15 protein-coding genes and 1 pseudogene are annotated in these 16,627 nt (G+C 58.4%); 10 read left to right on the top strand and 6 right to left on the bottom strand.

All coding sequences use genetic code 11. The features are described from left to right. Positions 1 to 172 precede the first annotated feature (172 nt). The 8 genes from hxsD (at position 173) to JBO08_RS06165 (ending at position 5,857) form a co-directional block, all read left to right on the top strand. Positions 173 to 472: a His-Xaa-Ser system protein HxsD gene (gene hxsD / locus JBO08_RS06200; protein ID WP_154905878.1), complete on the top strand. Its 300-nt coding sequence runs from the start codon at positions 173 to 175 to the stop codon at positions 470 to 472. Further along, a complete protein-coding gene (gene hxsB / locus JBO08_RS06195; RefSeq protein WP_220074299.1) occupies positions 469 to 1,956 on the top strand; it encodes a His-Xaa-Ser system radical SAM maturase HxsB in 1,488 nt (495 codons plus the stop codon). The genes hxsD and hxsB overlap by 4 nt, the downstream gene beginning before the upstream one ends. Further along, complete coding sequence (gene hxsC / locus JBO08_RS06190; protein ID WP_220074300.1) at positions 1,956 to 3,191, top strand: His-Xaa-Ser system radical SAM maturase HxsC; 1,236 nt, start codon at positions 1,956 to 1,958, stop codon at positions 3,189 to 3,191. Before hxsB ends, hxsC begins: the two co-directional genes overlap by 1 nt. Continuing rightward, a complete protein-coding gene (hxsA, locus tag JBO08_RS06185) occupies positions 3,188 to 3,796 on the top strand; it encodes a His-Xaa-Ser repeat protein HxsA (protein WP_220074301.1) in 609 nt (202 codons plus the stop codon). The genes hxsC and hxsA overlap by 4 nt, the downstream gene beginning before the upstream one ends. A gap of 50 nt (positions 3,797 to 3,846) precedes the next feature. Further along, positions 3,847 to 4,260, top strand: coding sequence for a hypothetical protein (locus JBO08_RS06180; RefSeq protein WP_220074302.1), 414 nt, complete (start codon positions 3,847 to 3,849; stop codon positions 4,258 to 4,260). A gap of 216 nt (positions 4,261 to 4,476) precedes the next feature. Then, positions 4,477 to 5,214, top strand: a complete 738-nt coding sequence (locus JBO08_RS06175; RefSeq protein ID WP_220074303.1) for a thioesterase II family protein — start codon at positions 4,477 to 4,479, stop codon at positions 5,212 to 5,214. Then, entirely contained in the window at positions 5,189 to 5,371 is a 183-nt protein-coding gene (locus JBO08_RS06170) for a hypothetical protein (protein ID WP_065880476.1), read from the top strand. The genes JBO08_RS06175 and JBO08_RS06170 overlap by 26 nt, the downstream gene beginning before the upstream one ends. Before the next feature lie 33 nt (positions 5,372 to 5,404). Next, positions 5,405 to 5,857, top strand: a complete 453-nt coding sequence (locus JBO08_RS06165) for a hypothetical protein (protein ID WP_220074304.1) — start codon at positions 5,405 to 5,407, stop codon at positions 5,855 to 5,857. On the opposite strand, the gene JBO08_RS06160 is transcribed toward JBO08_RS06165, so the two are convergent. Further along, positions 5,847 to 6,935, bottom strand: a complete 1,089-nt coding sequence (locus JBO08_RS06160; RefSeq protein ID WP_065880475.1) for a hypothetical protein — start codon at positions 6,933 to 6,935, stop codon at positions 5,847 to 5,849. The genes JBO08_RS06165 and JBO08_RS06160 overlap by 11 nt on opposite strands. 191 nt (positions 6,936 to 7,126) lie before the next feature. Between JBO08_RS06160 and JBO08_RS06155 the strand changes: the two genes are divergently transcribed. Then, positions 7,127 to 7,333 (top strand): sigma-70 region 4 domain-containing protein, encoded by a 207-nt coding sequence (locus JBO08_RS06155; protein ID WP_057010985.1) that lies wholly within the window; start codon positions 7,127 to 7,129, stop codon positions 7,331 to 7,333. 85 nt (positions 7,334 to 7,418) lie between these two features. Here JBO08_RS06155 and JBO08_RS06150 read toward each other — a convergent pair whose 3' ends face one another. The 3 genes from JBO08_RS06150 to JBO08_RS06140 are packed head-to-tail and all read right to left on the bottom strand — an operon-like array spanning position 7,419 to position 14,609. Further along, a complete protein-coding gene (locus tag JBO08_RS06150; protein WP_139114572.1) occupies positions 7,419 to 8,441 on the bottom strand; it encodes a hypothetical protein in 1,023 nt (340 codons plus the stop codon). Further along, entirely contained in the window at positions 8,438 to 9,460 is a 1,023-nt protein-coding gene (locus tag JBO08_RS06145; protein WP_065873162.1) for a hypothetical protein, read from the bottom strand. The genes JBO08_RS06150 and JBO08_RS06145 overlap by 4 nt, the downstream gene beginning before the upstream one ends. Next, positions 9,453 to 14,609 (bottom strand): AAA domain-containing protein, encoded by a 5,157-nt coding sequence (locus JBO08_RS06140; protein WP_083213990.1) that lies wholly within the window; start codon positions 14,607 to 14,609, stop codon positions 9,453 to 9,455. Before JBO08_RS06140 ends, JBO08_RS06145 begins: the two co-directional genes overlap by 8 nt. Before the next feature lie 233 nt (positions 14,610 to 14,842). On the opposite strand from JBO08_RS06140, the gene JBO08_RS06135 reads away from it, so the two are divergent. Next, complete coding sequence (locus JBO08_RS06135) at positions 14,843 to 15,160, top strand: hypothetical protein (protein WP_057010989.1); 318 nt, start codon at positions 14,843 to 14,845, stop codon at positions 15,158 to 15,160. 9 nt (positions 15,161 to 15,169) lie between these two features. Here the strand turns inward: JBO08_RS06135 and JBO08_RS06130 are convergent. After that, positions 15,170 to 15,328 (bottom strand): annotated as a pseudogene (locus tag JBO08_RS06130) (hypothetical protein); the annotation flags it as partial. Between the two features lie 146 nt (positions 15,329 to 15,474). Then, the gene (locus tag JBO08_RS06125) at positions 15,475 to 16,458 is read right to left on the bottom strand and encodes a 5'-nucleotidase (RefSeq protein ID WP_065873165.1); all 984 of its coding nucleotides are present in this window, start codon (positions 16,456 to 16,458) and stop codon (positions 15,475 to 15,477) included. Positions 16,459 to 16,627 lie beyond the last annotated feature (169 nt).

The following is a 16,627-nucleotide window of genomic DNA, read 5'->3' as shown; positions in this document are numbered from 1 at the left end:
CCGCGAGTCGCTATACCGCAGCGGAACGGTGAACATGCAGCCGATGAACATTTGACTGATTCTCCGCCATCAGCTGGACAGATGCGTGCAAATATAAAAAATTATGATGGCACAATGCCTCGGAAACCATCAATATCCACACGTTCCCAACGGATTTGAAGGAGCGGTTCCGATGACATGGCCAGTCACGCTGAAGCTCGACAGCGCAGCCTACCCTCTAAGCGTGGTGCAACGTGCCGCTTACTCCCTGGCCGACACCGTCGCGATCCAGGTCGGTATCGAAGCCAGCCAGATCAGCCTCACGGCCTTCCTCGCTGAAACAAGGCTGACGCTTTCCCCGGAGCAGGCAAACTCGCTGATCCTCCAGCACCTGAACGACTTCGCCCTGCGCGACCACATCAACCGCGAAACAACGGGGTTGCGTGAAGTTCTGGCCCGAGCCGCGCTCGCTGGATGTGGAATTTCGCAGTGACACTGATTGCAACCGACGCCAAGCACTACCGCTTGCTGCCTTTCCGATTTATGCGCATGATCACGGGGCATGACCGTGACATTCTGCTCACTTCCGATACGGGTGAGTACATGCACGTGAACAACGAGCAGTTACGAGCCCTCAGTTACTTCGACGTTCAAGCGGGTACGCCTTTTTACAAGGACCTGCTGGCTCGCCACTTTATCTACGAACCAGGCCGTCACGACCCATTCCCGGAAATGGCGGCGCAGTATTGCAGCCGCAAGGACTTCCTCTTCCAGGGCCCTGCACTGCACTTGTTCGTGGTTACATTGCGCTGCAACCACACCTGCCAGTACTGCCAGGTATCGCGGGCCCCTCTAGGTGGATCCGGCCACGACCTGTCGGAAGCAGATGCACAGGCTGCGGTCGATCGCCTGTTCGAATCCAACGCCCCCGCCCTGACCGTGGAGTTTCAGGGTGGTGAACCGCTTCTGGCCTTCGAGCGCGTCCGTCAGATTGTCGGATGGGTAGTTGAACGGAACGTGGTCGAACAACGGGATATCCAGTTCGTCATCACCACCACGCTGCACCACCTGACGGACGAAATACTCAACTTCGCAGAACAGCATCGCATCCAGTTTTCGACCTCACTCGATGGGCCAGCGCCCTTACATAATGCCAACCGCCCTACCCCGTCACGGAACTCCTACGAACGCACGGTAAAAGGTATCCAGTGGGTACGTGAGCGCCTTGGCCATGATGCAGTTTCCGCACTGACCACGCTGACTTCAAGAAGCCTCGAACAACCTGAAGCGATCATTGATGAGTATGTAAGCCAGGGCTTCTCCAGCATCTCGCTTCGGCCTCTGAGCCCTTATGGGTTTGCCACCAAGAGTGCCCATCGACTTGATTATCCGATTGAGCGATACCTGGCCTTCTACAAGAAGGCACTGGACTATTTGCTGCGTATCAACCAACAGGGCGTGTACCTGTCGGAGAGTTACACGAGCCTGCTGCTGAAGAACATCCTCACGCCCTTCTCCTCCGGCTATGTGGACCTGCGCTCCCCTGCTGGCGCAGGCACTGCGGCGTTGGTTTACAACTATGACGGTTATGTCTATCCCTCGGACGAAGCCCGAATGTTGCTGGAGATGGATGAAGACGGCTTGAGGCTCGGCACCGTACAGCAACCCTTGTCTGAACTACTGGCATCGCCCGTCATGGAGGCATTGCTTGCCAGTGGTGTTGCGGAGGCACTGCCGGGCTGCTCGGACTGCGCACTGGTCCCCTACTGCGGCGCAGACCCCATCGAACACTATGCGCGCCAAGGCGACCCAATCGGACACCGGGTGTTCAGCAGCTTCTGCAAGAAGAACATGGGACTGCTGAAGCATTTATTCGGCCTGCTTCGCGATGGCGACGACAACGCGCAGAGGGTGCTGTTGTCCTGGTTGAACAGACGCTCCTACAGCGATGTTCGGTTCCCGGGTTACAGGGGCTGATGGCGATGCTGCGCAAAGATACCCATTTCGAAATCCATCACCTGAATGAGCCAAAGCTGCTCAAGGTCATCACCCTGGATGAGTTTATCGAACAAGGCCTGGCTGTATGTGCCGGAAACGCTAAGGTCGGTGAGCTGCTGCTTTGGCTGCCAAACCAAGAACGGCTACGGAGCCCGAACCTGCTTTCATTGCCCGTGGGTGGATTCCTGACCCCAGAGCCATTGATTGGCGACTTCGACAGCGAGCGGCTACACCTGCACACACCCAAAGATGCGGATGTCGTGCAGCCTGGCGATGTCATTGCCATCACACCAGGCAACGCTTTGGTGCGAGTGCTCTATCGACGAGGCTCGGACAGCAACCTGCTGTTCATGACCGATCGTTGCAACAGCCTCTGCCTGATGTGCTCGCAGCCGCCCAAAGATATCGATGACCGTTGGCACATCGAGGAAAACCTTCGGCTGATCGACCTGATGGACCCGGGCGAGGAAAACCTGGGCATCAGCGGCGGCGAGCCAACACTCTATCGCGACGGCCTACTCGAAACTCTGGCCAAGTGCAAAGCCGTTTTGCCGCAGAAATCCATTCATGTGCTCAGCAATGGGCGCCTGTTCAAAGATCCGAGCTGGATCCAAGCACTCTCTACTATCTGCCACCCTCAGTTGAGCTGGGGTATTCCGCTGTATGCCGACAATGCCGAAGACCATGACCATGTGGTGCAGGCCCCAGGTGCTTTCAGCGAAACCCTCCAGGGGCTTTATAACTTAGCCCGCGCCGACCAGATCATAGAGATACGCGTGGTACTCAATCGCCTGACCACGCCACGCTTGCCCGAGCTGGCCCACTACGTGTTCAGGAACCTGCCCTTCGTGCGCCATGTTGCACTGATGGGTATCGAAAGTACCGGCCTGGCCAGGAAGCACTATGAAGAACTGTGGATCGACCCGCTGGACTATCAGGAGTCGTTGAGCCAGGCGGTGTATTTCCTGTTCAACCGCGGGGTGCCGGTTTCGATCTACAACTTGCCCCTGTGCCTGATCCCGGCCCACCTCTCGCGTTTCGCCCGTCAGAGCATCTCGGACTGGAAGAATCTGTTCATCGATACCTGTCAGCAATGCGCTGCCGTCAAACACTGCTCCGGCTTTTTCAAATCCCACACCGACCGCTGGCAGAGCCGCGGCGTACAACAACTATCGACCGAGGCCTTTAGCGCCTATGCAAGGAGTGCACAGTGAAATTGCTCGACCGCTGGAAAGTCCTGATCAGTGGGATCAGCTTGCTGCCAATGGCAGGTACCACCCTGGCACAGGCGGGCCATCTGTCGCTCGCCGATGCGAACTGGCAATCCAACGACAAGCTACAGCCCCCGGTATTTGCCGATACGCTCAATGCGCCAGACACCGTCAACATCTATGCGGCACATCGCTCGCACAGCTCTCACCGGTCCCACAGTTCGCATAGTTCTCACTACAGCGGTTCGGGTGGCTATAGCGCACCTCGCTACTACAGCCCACCCGCTACCAGCACCCGAAGCTACAGCGCGCCGAGTGCTTCGAGCAGCACCCCAAGTAGCAACAGTCTTTATCAGTCGTCTGGCACTACCAGCGGGACAAGTTCGAGCACTTCTAAGAGCCGCGCGACCAATGAGCAGAAAAGCAACCTGGTCACCCGTGTGCAGACCGCGCTGATGGTGCGCCAGTATTACCAAGGCACCATTGATGGGGTGATGGGCAAGACGACACGTGGTGCGTTGATGGCCTTTCAGATGGACAGTGGGCTGACCGTGAATGGCCGGATGGATACTCCATCGCTGAATGCGTTGGGTATCAAGATTCCATAAGTCGCTTCAGGTTAAAGCTAGGGTCCGTTCAGCAACGAAGGAATTATCCCATGCAGCACATAATTCAAGTCGACAACACTCTCTGGGCATTGATCAGCCGCCTGCAAAGCAAGGAACTGCAAACACCGTCGCGTACCGCCCGTTTCCGTATCACGACCGTTGATGCAAATCGCGTTGTGATTGAGACCGGATCGGAAGACTCGCAGTTGGTGCTGACTCGAGCAGCTTTCCAGCAAACGTTGGACTACCTCGCCGGAAACAATCATTTCGGCCAAGCGCAAGCGGTGGAAATCAGCTCCAACCATACGTACGAAAAAGCCGGCCCACTGTGCCAGGCGGCTCGTTACCGCGCGGATGGCAAGCCGGGGCGTACCAACATCACCTACATTCTGCCGATTCTGGAGCAGTGCCGAGCAGTAGGCATCCGGTCCATCACCCCAAACAGCACTTGGCTGCTGCCCTGAGCCGAGTTATAGGCCCCCCTTTTGAGGCCTAAATTTGGTCGACCTAAGATAACAGCCATAGTTGGTTAACAGGCTATGTAAACAGCCTGATTGAAGACCCAGCCATTGAGCGCAGTTGTGGATTAACCTCTGATCCAAGACAGACCAGCGGGCTATTGCAACACATCCCTCTGGCGGGCGGCACCTGCCAGCGTGTGGCAACGGCTGGATGCGGCCTTGAAGACACTGGGCAAACCTGAACTGCGCGAAGAGTTGGAATGGTACCTGGCGACTCCGGACTCTTCGCTGTTCGATGCCTTGGAAAACGGTGCCGCTGACTACCGCATTTATCAGTGGCGCAAAGGCCCGGTACAGGGCTTGGTCGAGCCGACGGTGGCGCACGGCCTGGTCGAGCGCTCCAAGCGCCTGGATGCGGCATTTGCCGGCCAAGCGCCCGACCACGAACGCTGGTTCACGCTGGAGCAGCCGGACGCCGCACGCGGCTATCAGGTGTTCGCCCTGCCCTACTCTGGTGGCGGCGCTTCGGTGTATCGCCAATGGCAACTGCCTGGGCCTTGGAAGCTGTGCCCGGTGCAATTGCCAGGGCGCGAAAGCCGCATCGCCGAGCCCGGCATTCAGGATATGACGCAACTGGTGCTCCAGCTCGTCGACGCGATCCGGCCCTACACCGACAAACCCTGGGCACTGCTGGGTTGCAGCCTGGGATGCAAAGTCGCCTTCGAAGTGGCGCGGGCCTTGGTCAGCGAGGGGCGCCACGCGCAGTTGCTATTCCTGATGGCATGCCCGGCGCCGAGTTTGCCGATCCAGCGCAAAGTGTCGGACTACAGCGAGGAGGATTTCGCCCTCGAAGTCCGACACCTGGGCGGCACGCGACAGTGCCTTGTCGGAAGGCTACTGCGTAGCAGCCGATACGACCCTGGCGGTGCCGATGGTGATGATTGCCGCCAGCGATGATCACCTGGTCACGGTGGAAGCCGCGCGCCGCTGGAAACGGCACGCAGCAGCCGGTTTCGACTGGCGCCTGGTGGACGGCGGGCACTTTTTCCTGCGTCAGCAACGCACGCAGCTATTGGGCTGGCTGTCTGAAGCCCTGCAACACCCGCCGCGCTGAATAAGCCTTTAATTACCTGGATCGACATTAGCCATGCCGTTGGGTATACACCCTTTTACCGTTCACGACATCAGCCGCTTTCCACTCTGCATCGTGCGCAACGACGTGGTCGTACCGGGCTACGGTGCACAGTGGCAAGCCGAAATCGAGGCCGTCATGGCCCATGGCGTACCCTTTGTGTTGATCTACCTGGAACCTGGGGACGACGAGGCCCACGCCGACCGCAAGCTGCGCAGCCTGTGGTTGAAGACGCACAAGGAGGCCTTTGGCCATTTGTGTATCAGCTTGATCAGCGTGCTTGCCGATGAGGCGCGTCGTGCGCATTTCGATGCCATGGGCAGATTGGCGAACAAGCCTCTGGCATTCGTTATGAAACCGCGGCGACGCAGGCCGAGGGCGAAGCGCTGGCACAACGGCGTATCGCCCAATACGGCGCTGCCTAGCTCAACGCGACCGGGTTCCGGCGACGGAACCCTCAATCGCTAAAGCGTTGAAAAATCCAAGGCAATTGCTCGGGTTGGTAGCCGTTGATCTTTTCTCCCACTGATATAAGCGCATTGTTGACGCTGCGTGGGGTAGTGCCCATTCCAGGTAGTTTTTCCGCCGTAACTCGGCAGGCCTGCGCTTTGCTGAGTCCCTGGTCATGGTGAAGATCCCAGGCGAATAGCCCTCGAATCAACGGCGCAACGCTGGTGAGTGTCTTGAACAATTTATGCGCCTGTACAGGCTCGAATAAGTCGACAAAATCCGTGGTCGGCGACGGTTCGTCGAGCAAGCGTTGCAGTCTGGCGTAATCGCCTTTTGCACGGGCATCCGCTAAACGCCGTGCCCGAATCATTCCTCTGCCGGAATAAGCGGCGTTCACGATTTCCCTTCTGGATGGCGCTGGAGTTTCGGAGTCAAACACCACAATTACACTATCGGTGACCCGTTTGCCGTTGATGATCACTTCATCCATGTCAGTGGTGAAGCTCCTGACACTGCGATTGGAAACAGGGATGGGAGACTGCCCGGGGCGGTTATAGAACGTATGGACCTCAATCATCCGTGGCGGCTCATGGTCCTCGTCCATTCGGCTCTGCTTGCCATGGTATGAGAACTTTCCGGTGGTGATACCCATTTCCTCACGCCCGGCTGAAGAGTTGATGAATACCCACCAACCCCACATCAGCTCAAGTTCGTTTTCTACGGCTAGGTCGGCAAGTCGGAAGCCCCGCGTGAACTGCAACCTTGACCAAACTTCATCAATCTGGCTTTCGAAGCGATTCATCGTGTCCCGCAACAACTGAGCCTGGTGTTCGTCATCAGCCTCATCAGCCGGGTCGTACTGCCACTGAAACGCGTCCAAAAGGACCGCAGCCCCCCTTATGCCTTCGATGGGCTCATCCATCACTTGGCCGGGTGTATCGATGGCCTGGGCTATTTGATCATGCAATTGAACAAGCATCAGGTGTGCATCCCCGGTTACCAAACGCTCTTTGCGCTTAGCGAGCTCAATCCAGAACAGTTTGTCCCACTTGTCCTTTGTCTCGACTTCGTCATCCGTGTATTCGTCTGTTCGCATAAATCACACCATGCTGGGTGCTACCCAGGTTGGGATGGCCGATAAGCAGCAGAGTGAATAACCTGCAACCGGCTAGCTCACTCAGACTCCAAATCCGGGGTTTACAAGGGGCTTGCATACAGAAGGAGCGGCCCAAGCCACGCCTTCTCCTCCCACCATCAACATGACGCGAGTCGAATACAGAGGTCCCTATGTTTGGTTTTTTCTCAGGCATCCAGAAAGAAATAAATCGCGGCTTTTACGGCCAGCTTGCCCGGCGTGACCAAGACGCTTTCTTGCAACATCTCTATGACAAAGGCTACTCAGTCCCGGAGATCAGCAAAGAAATGGCGGTCACGGCACCCAACATTTACAACCGCATCACCGCGCATCGCGGGCGCGGCCCACAAACCAATTGAGCCTGCCTGGCCGACCAGGTGAAACCACGGGCTTGGGCCTCGAAAGCAAGCCCGTATCCCGCGCGCTTGCGCCTTAACGCCTCAATCAGGCCCGGCAAATGATTGGGCGCAGCCAAGCATCGCGGTTTCTGGTGCGCAACCACAGGTGGACCTGCGCGTGATCGGCGTGTTGTGGCTCGGCATCGACGGCAATCAGGCAGTTCCCGGCATCAATCGATTTACCCATCAAAATATCGCGTTTGATCAGGACCGTGTCACCATCCCCCGGTAGTTCGTAGCAACCGTCGAGGGTCGACACGAACCACTGGCGCTGGAACCGGGTGATGCCCAGAGGCTCACCGGGTACTTGTGCAATGGTGCGGGTCACATCACCCGCAACGCTGACGACCGAACCGCCCGCCGCAATGGCCCACAATTCCCCTCTCGGACCTTCGACACCGGCAATCATATTGATGAACGCGCCGGCCTCAGTCGGCCATGGTCCATCAATTCGCTGCCAGGTCCCGCCCACCGGCCGACGCAGGATCAGGCCCGCATACCCCAGCGCGTATATTGCGTCTTGCGTCTGGACAATGTTGTTGACACCACCCAGCGTTCCGACAATGTGATCGTCGTGTTCAAGGCGAGCAACATCGCCCGATGTCCAACGATACAACCGGCGGCTGAACGTACCGATCAACAAGCCATCGCTCGCCCAACACAGGCATTCAGCAAGCTCGACGTTCTGGCCATCCGTGGCCACATAACCCAGTGTGCGGGAGTACCACTCATCGCGCGCGTTGAGCTGTGGATGGGGCGTAACCTGCCGCCATCCAGCCACCTGTCCAAGGACGGTGTTGGTGATCAGTTCATCTTCGCTAGTGATCGCCCAGACTTGGCCGTCGCTATCATTGACGATGGCCTGGATGGCATCTGGCACCCAAACCTGTGGTTGCAGGCGTAAATGCTCACCGTCCAGTTCCCCCCTGATAATCCAGGACGATGTATGACCGCTTTCGTCCGACACGTGCACGGCAAACCAGGGCACACCGGCGGCCATTGTCAGGTCGGCAAGCTGGTAGCGCCGGACGCCATGGGCGGGTGTTGATGGGTTTATGTTGTCGCTCATGTCACAGGCACCGGTTGTTGGGTCACTGTAGAAGGTACGTCGTAGAACAAAGGCAACTCCCTGTCCATGGGCCAGCCGACCGCCGTGTAGAACTCTCGCGCCTCAATCAGGAGCACCATGGCGACAGCGCGGCCGACACTTTTGCGTTCATTCCACGTCATGAACCCTGCCTGCGCCAAGGCAAAACCTTTGACGTTGAAACGTTTGAATTCATCCGAGTTGGCAAGGCCACTGTTCCTGACGGCCACATCCACACCCAGATCCGCGGTGGTATAGACATGGGTCATCCACTCAAGCACATGCTCCAGGTACTCGCCAGTCGTTGGGTTTTTCGCGAGCAGTGTCGGATTGCCGCGCAGCCGTTTGCGTGTGTGTTTCTGGGCGTCCGTCACAAATTTATGCTGCGATCCTCTGTTCTGTGAATCCTGCATAAACGTCGCGTAGCTCTGGTCAAGGCTGAAAGACTGCCCCCTGTGCAGTGACCCTCGCAGTGCCTTGTCGGGGATCAAGTGATCGGCATCGTAGCCACGGTAGATATTCAACACCTGGGCGTTGGCCGCGGACTTGACCTGGGAAATGATTTTGTAGCCGCCCGCCAAGGTGGGCATGCGTAGCAGTTCACGCATCGCTTGCTTGGTGCTGGCATCGAGCGCGTCGGTTCGCCAGTCGAGCCCATTGATTTTATTGGCCCGCGCGACCGTGGCTTCGATTTCCACACGCAGCACGTCTGCCTGTAGCGGGTAGGCCGCTTCAATGACGCTGGGCCGCAGGTCCGATACGCTGTACGCCGGGTTGGACAGGATTCTGGAAATCACCTCGCGCGCTTCACGCTCACTCAGTGTGTGCCCATCAGTACGCGGGTAGGTAATGCCCGCGACGTCGAATGAATCAACGAACGTGTGCTGTTGCGCTTGGTGCGCAGCGACGAACGCTGCCTGGGCAACTGCGTCCGAGGGGTCGCGCAATGCGGCCTCATAGGCGTTTCGCATCAGGGTCATGGCGGCAAAACTGCTATTCATCGGCAGTGCCCTCCGCGCGCGCGTTCGACGTATTGCCACGTACGAGATCATCGATGTGCTTGCCGAATGTCGAGGGCCTACCGTGTCCACGCGCTTGCATCCACGCCAATAAATGATCGACTGTCGGCTCAAGCAGCGAGCGGGTGCGTATGCCGTGGTCTTGCACTATCACTTGCAAGCGAGGGCTTTGCTCATCGAGCACTGCCTCCATCTCTGCCGACGCCCAATTGCGCGTGTGCTGGTGCAGGCCATCGGGGTCCAGCGTAAACCAGCCTGGGTAGCTGCCCGGCTTGCCTGTTATCACCTCGACACCAATTTCAACCTGCCGGACAGCCGGTTTACCCGGCCACGTCAGGGTGTAAATCCGGCGTACAGTCTGAAACTGTCCATCTCGCAGGGAAGAGGCCAACATCAGTTTGGAGATCAGGTCGTAAAGTTGCCGCTGCCTCGGGGTAAGCGCGGCCATCTTGGGGTTGTCGGCCTCCAGGCTGATGTCCAGAGGCACCAGTGCTCCGTGGGCACCGCTGCGGCCGCCGTCCGAAACCGGGTGGGTTTGCGCACCAGGCGCGGGATCATCGTCGTGCTGCTCGGCCTCAGCGGGTGAAGGCGAACCGGCAGGCGCGCCCCACGTATTCAGCTCGACGGCGGGCTGCAGGGAAAACAGCGCGACCTCAGCGCCTTGCGCATCGACCGTTGGTGCATGGGGGCCCGCAACCGGCTGCGCGCCGCACTGATCATCAAACTGCGCCGCCCAGGTGTGCACGAACGCAAGGTAGTCCGCCTCCCCTGCATCCGGCAATTGGGACAGGTGAGTCAGCGCATCGTCGAAGGCCATCAACAACGCATTGGCGCTGATTGTGTTCAGCCAAGGGTTGTTCAGCACCTTATCTGCCTGGCGCCGTCCGGACTCGGTCAGGAACAGGCGCCCCTGCGCATCCAATGCAGCCCAACCATTGTCGTTCGGTGCTGACTCGGGCTCGTCCTGCCCCTCGCGCATCTCATACAGTTTTTGCAACGTGCTCATGGTGCTCGACGGCATCCAGCCAAATCGCCTGAACGCCTCTTGCAGGACCAGGTTAGTGCCCAGGCTTTGAGCAGGTGCCAGCAGCAAGTCCTCATGCTCGAGCAGGCAAGGTGTCGGTGAAACCACCGCGTCGCTCAGTTGGTCGATCAAGGTGTGAACGCTCTCTGTGCGGTCACTGCCCCACGCGCGCCAGGCTTCGCTGCCGCGCCGCACCATCAAGCGAGCCGGCACGAGGGTATCGTTCACTTTCAGGCTTATCGCGACACCCAACCGTTTACCGGGTAACCCCGGGGAGTCACCATGGCCCGCCAGTACCCTGAGCAAGGGCCCCTTGACCCGTCCGCCCCCGACAATACCGTGACGCATGTAGACCGAGCCGATGAGGTTGTCCAGCACCCGCTGGGCAATGGCTCCATATGCCAAGCCCATATTCAAGGCCCGGCAAGCGCTGCCAGCTCGCTCGTCGGCGGTAGCGCCCTCGACCTGTACACACCGACCCTCCTCAAATGATCGGGCCATTTCGAGGGTGGTCAATGCATGAAACCTTACCCGACGCACCCTCTGGATATGCATGAACCACGGTGCTTCCTTGAGTACCTGGATCATGTGCCAGGCGATAGCTTCGCCTTGGGCATCATCGTCCGTCCCCAACACCAGCTCAGTGCATTGCAGTAAACGGCTGCCGGTATTGCGTAGGGACGCCGCCAGGTCACTGCCTTCGCGCTCGCTCAATTGCCAGTGCGGTTTGAACCCATCACGCCAACTGATCGCACCGGGGCCTGGGAGGTCACGAATATGACCGCCACAGCCGAACACCTGAGTACCGCCAGGTACCAGTTCTTGAATGATTTTCGCCTTGTGCAAGGATTCGACAACCATCAGCGTGGCGGGACCGAGCTTGCACGCTGGCACCCGCGGGGCGCAGGTGAGCCGCTCATGCTCTGGCTCACGCACACCGGCCAAGCATCGTCCTACCACAGCCGAAGGCAAATCGTTGTTCGGGTCCATCGCCTGCTGGGAAAAAAACAGATCGGAATGGCCAAACATAATGAAGCTTTTCTGCGCACGACTGATCGCTACGTTGAGCAGGCGCCCATCGTCACGATCGATAAACACCCGCTCACGATGATTGGTATCGGTTCGACGGCTGGCGCGGCTTTCCCGATTCACGGCACTGAACAACACCACAGGTTTCTCCGCCCCTTGAAGGGTATGAACCGTGCCGATGGTCAAACGCTCACTCAGGTCAGCGTCATCAGGGTCGAGTTCTTCGCGCACCCGACGCTTTATCGCTTCGACCTGGCCTCGAAAGGGCGTGACGACCGCGACAAGTTTTTCCAACCCTATCGGCTGCTCCGGGTGGCCTTCGACCCTGGCGACCCACTTCGCCAGACGCGGTCCGTGCTCTTTAAGCCAGTCCACGATGGCCTTGGCTTCTCCAGGGTTGGACCATGAGTCGCCTTTGCAGGGCTCATCGTTCGGGCCACCGGTCTGATAGAACCCGAGCGGCGGTAGCGGGAACGTTGCCTTCATGCGTTTGCGCAACTGCATTTCAGCTTCGCCCTCGAGCAAGGGCAACTCGGCATCCGCGAACAGCCCTGCCAGCGGGTTGGGCACTTTGGGTTCCAACTCTTTGCTGAGCAACCCGCCCTCGGCATCACGGTCGTGATCGTGGTACAGCAAATCGATACACACATTGATGATCGACTCTGCACAACGGTAGTGCTCCCGCAGGAGCAGTCCGTCCCGTAGCCGTCCGTCCGGCATGGCCTCGGCAAACGATGCCCCGGTTCCGGCAAGCTTCATGATTGAACCCGTGGCGGAGTCCGCGCCACGCACGAGCAAGGCGCCCAAAGACGACGGATCGGCCCAACGGTCCTGCACCTGGCGCGCGTCGACCTCGGGTGTTACCGAAGACACGGGGGAGAGCTGCTTCATATCGCCGACCACCACGGCTTTTTTAGCCAGGCTAAGCACCGGCACACCCAGCTCCGGCGCAGCTTGCCCCGCCTCATCGATAATCAGCAAATCCAGGAACGCGAACAGCGGCCTACGGCCCTCTCCCAGTAACCGTGGGGCGCTATGCAAGGTGGCGACAATGCACGGAAACAGCATGGCTGCGTGCCTGAGTGCGTTCTTTCGGCTGCCAGGCTCGGGGGTTGCGATCACACTGGCCAGCCAACGCGTCTCCCAGTAACGCGCGGCCAACTGGAAAATAATCGGCCGCCACACCACGTCCAGCAATTTCTGCTGCTGCGCCTGGCGCGCCTCGGGGGTTGCGGCCACACGCAAATCCGCGAGGATGTCGATGGCCCAGGAAGATGCCCATGCCTCACTGGGAAAGCGCGCAGCCAGTTCACCGGGCTCGATCAACGCGTCGATGTCAGCCTGGCGCTCGATTGCTGAGGCCAACCCACTGCGCAATACCTGGCTCAGCGTATTCAAGTGCTCGCAGAGGGTCGACGCCGTAGGCGTTGTCGAAGCACTCTTCTGCATGAGATAGATAAAACGCGTGGCATCACTGACCTGATGTTTCTGCTCAACGCTAAACAAAGCATTGAACAACTCTGGCAGCTCGCGGAAGGCATCTTCAAAGTGCCGCGCCAAAGCAAGGGCTGCCGCAACACCGTCTTCGTTCGATTGCTTGAGGCTGGAGGACCCGACGCCCAAGATGCGCAACTGCTTTTGCCGGATCTCAAGCGTGGTGAACTTGCTGCGATGGGTTTTTCCCTTGGCCTTGGACGGTGCGCTGGCGGTGAAACCCAATAGTGGCTTGCCCGTAGGGTCCAACCAACGACGTGCCAGGGCATGCTTCCTGCCTACGGCACCATTGAACGTGCCCATCACATTCTCGACACTCTGGTTGGTCGCCCCGCACACAAACGTGACGGGGCAATGTTCGCGGTTATCGTAAGCCGCCAACACCCATTGGTTGGCGATCATCGCACGCAGCATGGCCGTCTTCCCGGTGCCCGGCGGCCCACTGACCGCAACCACCCCGACCTGCTCACCCAACCGGCCGAGGGCGTGCAATGCGCGGCGCTGCGATTCGTTCAAGGGGTCTGCGCCGCGATTGACGTCTGGCTTGTCGAGGTGTGTGGCCTTATCGACCATGGCCACGTGCCGGATCGTCACCTGCGGCGCTGCCATGCCGCCTGCCTGGACAGCCGAACGGTGTCGTCCGGCGCCTATGAGCTGCTCCAGTGCGCCGATGGACGGCGCATTGGGGATCGCTTCATACACGTTGGCGAGCGCACGTGTTGCATAGCCAGGCTGTCGCGGCACCGCAACCCATTGCCCCGTGATCGGGGCCATTCCCGTCTCAACCCCATCCGCTTGAACGCGGGCGAACAAGGCAAAACAGGCGTCGACATAACCGCTCAAATTGGCGCTTTGGCTCAACGTCGCGAGAAATAGCTTGAGCTCGTCGCGATAGCAATCGAAGTGGCCAATGGCCGGCGGCAGGTCGTTGGCCGCCATCAATGGCTGCGGTTCAAGCCATTGGCGGACCACACGCGGCCGGCAATCGTTGGGGTCGCGTGGTAGGCATATTTGGTTTTTGTCGTTCAGGTCGAAAGGAAACCAGAACGCGATATTCAGCCGGTCGGGCTTGAGGCGTTTTTTTTTCGCGCCCGGCGCAGGCTTTTTATCCGGGTCGGGCCACGTGACCTGGACCTCATCGCTTGATGAGGTGGTTTGATGGAACACCAGCGCCATGGGAATACGCGGATCGTCATCCGGCTCGTCCGCCTCCTGCGCCCCCTCTGCGTCGTCCTCTGAGGCCTCAAGCGCCTGCGCTTGCTGTTTTCGCCGGGCCTCTGCGGCACGCTCAGTGAGAATGCCCAGTGCCAGCGCCCGACGCTTGCCGAAACCGAGATTGAAGTTGGGCCAGGCCAGCCCCGCGAAATTTGTCACCGGGATGCGGACATCGGTGGCTTGCAGGCCACCCAAGTCATCGGCAATCAGCGCTCTGTGCCAGTAGTCCAGCACATTCACGGGCAAACTCCCGACGGGTCCTGCCTGAGGGTCCACCTCCATCGAGTGCAGAACCTGTTCCTTGGAAACCGCTACAGCAGCAAAATCCTTGCGCAACCGCTTGCTCAAGTCCATGAGACGCCTAAACATTTCTTACACCCTATAAATCCGAACGGCATACGAAGAATGGCTCGTAGCGGCCAACAATGACGGCCCATTGCCTTGGTCGCTGCAATTCAAACCGGGCACGCATAGTTAACGAGTGGCCTGTTCAATGCTATACAACTCGTGTTCAGGTCAAACGCACCGTCAACCACCCGAGACTTTCCCCGCCCATGCACGGACGCCCCCTCCTCATCGCCCTATTCCTCACCGGTACTGCCATGGCCGCAGAACCCTCCCGCTACACCTACGACGAAGCCCCCACCGATGGCTTCATGTACGCCGTGCGCTATCAGCAAGCCAAACTGGCCTGTGGTTCGCTGCCCGAAGATCTCGAGGCGGACTATGCTAAAGCGATGCGGCTGACTGGCGAGGCCAGCCCTGCGTTTAAAGCTAGCTATGCACAGCGCTTGGCAACCCAGCCAAAGTGGAGCAAACCGGCGTCGCCTGAAGAACAGGCGCTTGCGTGCGAACAAAGCCAGCACACCTTGCGCGTAACGGTGCAGCTCGCCCGGCAATGGTTTCCCGGTGGCTGGTAGCCACGTGTTTTAACCCATTGATCGGCCCATTGATCGGCATAGGTATCTACACAACGATTGGACCTGACCAATCCAGCGGCGCAGAGCCGTAGGCCCAACGTCCATAGATGCACAGACGTCGGGAACTGAGCAGCTATCAAGAACCATGCTTGCAGCACGTTGCTTGAACTCGCGGGTGTAGGTCTATCGCTCTTGCATGGAACCTCCTGATTGGGCGAATCATATCGCCCTTAAGAGGTGTCCGGGATCATTAGGCCAGTTCAAGCACAGAACCGATACGAATTCCTGTGGTACTACGCGCTCAAGCCACCGTGTTACATCACCTGCTGGACCTGATCCGCTTCAGGCTCTAGCGCATCCACAGTAGCGACATGGTTGGTGATGCCGAAAGGAATGTGCACGGATGGAGCAACTGCGCTAGTCGATTTAAGGTGCCCTGATTGGTCATCGAAAAAGATGTGTGGTTTCAATACACCTAAAATTTTTCCTTTCTCGATGCCGCCTAGGAAGAATGCGTCATTGGCCATGACACCCCAACTCTTGAGTGTATTCATCGCACGCTCATGAGACGGAGCATTGCGGGCTGTGACGATCGAGACGCGTATGCGGTTTTCGTATTCAGGATTGAGCTTTTTGTGCTTCTCCTCGACCGACTGGATTTTGGATATCCGCACCATGAATTCCTTCAGCGGCCCAGGGTTATGGGGCTGCATGACATTCTTCACTTCGTGCGCATGGAATTCAGACAATCCAGAGGCCTGCATGATTGTTTCGGACTCATCGCCAGCGAGCACGCCGTCAAAGTCGAATGCGATGCGTAGGGTTTTATCAGTTTCGTCGTCTTCAAATTTTGAATCGAGAACCTGGCCAGCCGGGTACCCGGCCCTGATAGCCGCTTCCACGTCTTTTTTGTCACCCGACAAAAATAAAGCGATATTCAGTGCTGGTATATATTCATAAGGAGATTTTCCCTGCATGAAAATCGCCCTTGTCATCCCAAGCCCGTAGTGCTCGATAGTCTTCAGTACGCGCAGCCCAGTGTCGGGATCATTGCGCGAAAGAAGTATCACCTCGACGAGCGGATCCGTAGGATCGACGCTCAGGTCATTCACTGACAGTAAACGCTTGATGAAGGGGAACGCTATCCCCTTAGGAAGCGGGACGTGCAGATTGTTTTGCTGAAACTTGCGGTATTCCTCCTCCCCCTGACTCTGAAACACTGCGTCCGATGCCAGCAAATCAAACACAGCGCTGGAAGCGACGCCGATCACTAGGCGATTTTCTAACTCGTAGGGCATTGGAACCTCTCTTGATGCCTCTAAACGCAAATATTGATGGGCATCGAACATGCCGATCGATTTCAGGGCGGATCGAGAAGCACACATCGCGCGCCTCCTCCCACGCACAGTCAGGCATATCAATCTTCAAATCAATCTGCCGGTTGCTTTCATTATGGGAGGATCACTT

Source organism: Pseudomonas sp. LAP_36 (assembly GCF_019456785.1).
Lineage (GTDB): Bacteria > Pseudomonadota > Gammaproteobacteria > Pseudomonadales > Pseudomonadaceae > Aquipseudomonas > Aquipseudomonas tritici.
The sequence above is the reverse complement of the archived record's forward strand: the minus strand, read 5'-3'. Positions and strand labels throughout refer to the sequence as shown.

Bases quoted from the DNA above. Each gene is read 5' to 3' on its own strand.
- JBO08_RS06135 (WP_057010989.1), top strand. From the start codon at position 14,843: ATGGCCGCAGAACCCTCCCGCTACACCTACGACGAAGCCCCCACCGAT.
- JBO08_RS06150 (WP_139114572.1), bottom strand. From the start codon at position 8,441: ATGAGCGACAACATAAACCCATCAACACCCGCCCATGGCGTCCGGCGC.
- JBO08_RS06170 (WP_065880476.1), top strand. From the start codon at position 5,189: ATGGTGATGATTGCCGCCAGCGATGATCACCTGGTCACGGTGGAAGCC.
- hxsD (WP_154905878.1), top strand. From the start codon at position 173: ATGACATGGCCAGTCACGCTGAAGCTCGACAGCGCAGCCTACCCTCTA.
- JBO08_RS06140 (WP_083213990.1), bottom strand. From the start codon at position 14,609: ATGTTTAGGCGTCTCATGGACTTGAGCAAGCGGTTGCGCAAGGATTTT.
- JBO08_RS06165 (WP_220074304.1), top strand. From the start codon at position 5,405: ATGCCGTTGGGTATACACCCTTTTACCGTTCACGACATCAGCCGCTTT.
- JBO08_RS06155 (WP_057010985.1), top strand. From the start codon at position 7,127: ATGTTTGGTTTTTTCTCAGGCATCCAGAAAGAAATAAATCGCGGCTTT.
- hxsC (WP_220074300.1), top strand. From the start codon at position 1,956: ATGGCGATGCTGCGCAAAGATACCCATTTCGAAATCCATCACCTGAAT.
- JBO08_RS06160 (WP_065880475.1), bottom strand. From the start codon at position 6,935: ATGCGAACAGACGAATACACGGATGACGAAGTCGAGACAAAGGACAAG.
- JBO08_RS06145 (WP_065873162.1), bottom strand. From the start codon at position 9,460: ATGAATAGCAGTTTTGCCGCCATGACCCTGATGCGAAACGCCTATGAG.
- JBO08_RS06180 (WP_220074302.1), top strand. From the start codon at position 3,847: ATGCAGCACATAATTCAAGTCGACAACACTCTCTGGGCATTGATCAGC.
- JBO08_RS06125 (WP_065873165.1), bottom strand. From the start codon at position 16,458: ATGCCCTACGAGTTAGAAAATCGCCTAGTGATCGGCGTCGCTTCCAGC.